Origin of the sequence: Breznakibacter xylanolyticus (genome assembly GCF_003254275.1) — a bacterium.
Taxonomy (GTDB): Bacteria; Bacteroidota; Bacteroidia; order Bacteroidales; family Marinilabiliaceae; genus Breznakibacter; species Breznakibacter xylanolyticus.
In genome coordinates this window covers 1-3,198 of the sequence record NZ_QKZK01000075.1, presented here as the reverse complement: position 1 = coordinate 3,198, position 3,198 = coordinate 1, and the positions used below count along the sequence as shown (strand labels likewise).

General features: G+C 33.8%; 2 protein-coding genes. Both read right to left on the bottom strand.

The genetic code is table 11. The annotated features are described in order from the left end of the window. Window positions 1-28: 28 nt before the first annotated feature. Complete coding sequence (locus LX69_RS17340) at window positions 29-2,254, bottom strand: DEAD/DEAH box helicase (protein WP_111447285.1); 2,226 nt, start codon at window positions 2,252-2,254, stop codon at window positions 29-31. 323 nt (window positions 2,255-2,577) lie between these two features. Then, entirely contained in the window at window positions 2,578-3,093 is a 516-nt protein-coding gene (locus LX69_RS17335; protein ID WP_111447284.1) for a hypothetical protein, read from the bottom strand. Window positions 3,094-3,198 lie beyond the last annotated feature (105 nt).

Genomic DNA, 3,198 nt, shown 5'->3' with positions numbered 1-3,198 from the left:
ATTACAAAAGCAAATAGAGCAAAAGAGACTATTTTGAGGTGAAAAAAGGTGTTTTTTTAATGAATTTTGGATGGAAAGCTGCAAGATGGGTTAATTTTCGAATCTCCTCGTTTTTAAGGGTGTTATTCTTTTTTCTATTTCGTTGTTGAGCAACCCACCTATATAATTCAATATTTTCTTCCTCCGTTGGGTATTGACCATTATTAGTATCAACAAACTCTTTAAATTGTAAAAACCATATATCCCAATTGTTTGATGCCTTTTCAATTATTTGGTCAAATAATGAGTTTTTTAACTTCTCTTCAAATCCTTCAAGTAAGATGATGTCCTGCTCTTCCGAAAATACAGTATTTGTAAAATCAATACGATTTGTTTTTCTTTTCCCTTTACCGAAAGCCAATGTGTTTATTTCATCTTGCAAACGCTCATCCTGTTCGCATAAAGAGCGAATTACTTGAAGAAGATTTTTGAACGAACTCTCACTTATTGAACTTTCAACATCATCATGTCGAGTGTGGTATATTGGAATTACAACAAATCCTTTTTCCTTTCCATCTTTTTTCCTTAAAGCTCTACCAACTGCTTGAACAATATCAACTTTTGAATTTTTAGGGTCACTAAAGTAAACCAAATCAATTGTTGGTACATCAACGCCTTCTGTCAAACAACGGGCATTTGAAATTACAGCTTTGGTAGAATGTTTAAAATCATCGAGAACAATGTTACGATAACTGGTAGTCTGGTCACCGTTTACTGAATATGTATTAACTGCGTTAAATAATTTAGAATGTCTACTCACAAATTCCTCTGCAAGTTTAACCCTTGAATGAAAAGTTATAGCATGTTTAGCATTATACTTTTCCATCACGTGCTCCAGAGCGTAATTGTTAGCAATTTCATCAATCGTTGCGTGGGTGTCAACATAGTGGCGATTTTCGATATACATCTTTAATTCATCACTATTTACTCCTATAGCTATTATTTGGTAATCAACCAAAATCCCTGTTTCGATAGCTTCTTTAAATGTCATACGATGAAACTCATACCCGAAAATTTCAGGGTCGTTCATATCGTATGCGAATTTTAGGTCATCTCCTAACTTCTTTTTTAAGGACTCCTTAACTATTCTTGGCGTTGCAGTTGCATACAATCTTCTTTTTGAAGGAATTTTATCGTTATCATGGACAAGGCTAAATCTATTCTGACCAACACCTGCTGTTTTATGTGCTTCATCACAAAAAATAAAATCAAACCCAAAACCTGAACCAGATATTGCATCTGAAACGGATTGCAGTGAATGGTATGTTGAAAAAATTACTTTTTCTTGGTAATCCTTTTTTAGAAATGAGCTTATTTGTTCAGGATTTGTAGTTACATGAACATCAATTTCATAAGTATGAGTTACAAGAGTATCAATACTGTCTTTATCAATATCAGTTTCAGAACATACACAAATATATTTGTAGCTTGTCCTGCGTTGTTTTGCCCAATCATTCTTTATTTGCCTTAATAAAGCGAGTGAAGGAACTAATACCAAAGTATTTCTACAGTCTAACTTTTCTTTTATCCATAATGCTGTCAATGTTTTTCCTGCGCCACATGGTAAAATTAATTGTCCACGATTCTCAATTTCAAAAAACTCTACACAGTCTGAAATAGCCTTTTTTTGATGCTCTTTGGGCTCAAATAATTTTCGTTCAATCGCTTTGTTGACTGAAAGGCTTTGGTAAATTGCGTCTATAACATCTGAATCAATTTCAAGCAAATTTGATATTGAGTAAAATGTAAATTTATCATGACGTGTTTTTGAAACTTTATCTAAATCAGCTGCATTTGAAAAAACTATATAGCCATCTGCATTAGGGCAGAATGCAAAAAGATTTGCTATTTTATCAGCTGACCAGTTCAAAACAGAATTTTCGTCATTCTTAAATTTGCATTGAACCGCATAAAATAGTCCTTCTGTATCTTCTAAAACCAAATCAACACCGTAGTCGATATTCCCAATATTTAGCTTATTACGAATTTCTGTTGGCACTTCCTCAAATAACCAAACATTTTTGTAGTTGTCCTTTTCACTTGGGGAAGCTATGAAATAATGCTTGGTGAAAATTTCAAAAATCTTACCTGCACGGGTGTCTTTTAATCCTGACGATGAATCATGAATATTAAACTTGGAAAGTTCGGTTTTAATCTCTCTCCATGTTTTTGTAGATTCGGTTATATTCTCTAATAGTCTTTTGTAATCGTTCATATCATCGCAATGGTGTGTCGGCAAGAAAACAGCTTTTTTGCAAACTTTGGTCGTGTGTCGGTTTGTGCGGTTTGCAAATGTGCTGTTTTGTGCGTGGGCTGTTCATTATATCTTTTCCTTTTCTGTCTTAAAGTAGCAAATTATCCGTTGTCGTCTGTCTTTTTACACTTGGCGGTAACGTTACGCATATGCCTAGTGGCGGATTGCGGACGATTCAACAGTCAAACCGTGGTGAAGTTTGAGCGGGCGAAAAGCCTTGCAAAGCGCAGTAAAACCGCCATTAGGTATATGCGATGTTGCCAACAGTACTTTTTAATCTTCTATTATTCAACATTCCATGTGTTTAGTGGGTCGCCTTCAAAAGCATCATCAATTGTGTCATCACTATAACCATTATATCCACCATATTTTTCAAATCGAGATTCACTGTTATAATCAGCATTCGAATCATTTAATTCAGATTTTTCTAAATGATTCTGTTTATTATAATAGTCTTGAATTTCGTGATTTACAGACTCCTCATATTTTTGAGGATTAAATATATACTCTTGATATTTATTATTTAGACTTTCAAGAATATCAGATTTTGAAAATCCTTCAAATTGATTTGTTGATAGCATTCCACCATTACAATAACATGAAATCGGCATATCGTCAAAGAATCCTTGTAGATTCAGCTTTTTAATTGTATCAGGATGTAATATAAATCTCTTGATATTATTAAAAATCAAGTAACCAATATATCTTGATTCTCCAGATTCAAGTAAATCTACAATTGTTTTTCCTGCATGCTTTCCAAAGTTCAATGATGTATTCAAATGGTACACCTGAGTATGCATTTGATTTCAGTTTAGTGATACATAGTTTTTCTAGTATTGTTGGCAACGGTGTGTGTAGCATTAGTGGCGGATTGCGGGCGAATCTCCTTTCAAACCGTTAGATGG

What these genes read in the sequence shown, in the direction of transcription:
- LX69_RS17340 (WP_111447285.1), bottom strand. Translation starts at nt 2,254, where the DNA reads ATGAACGATTACAAAAGACTATTAGAGAATATAACCGAATCTACAAAA.
- LX69_RS17335 (WP_111447284.1), bottom strand. Translation starts at nt 3,093, where the DNA reads ATGCATACTCAGGTGTACCATTTGAATACATCATTGAACTTTGGAAAG.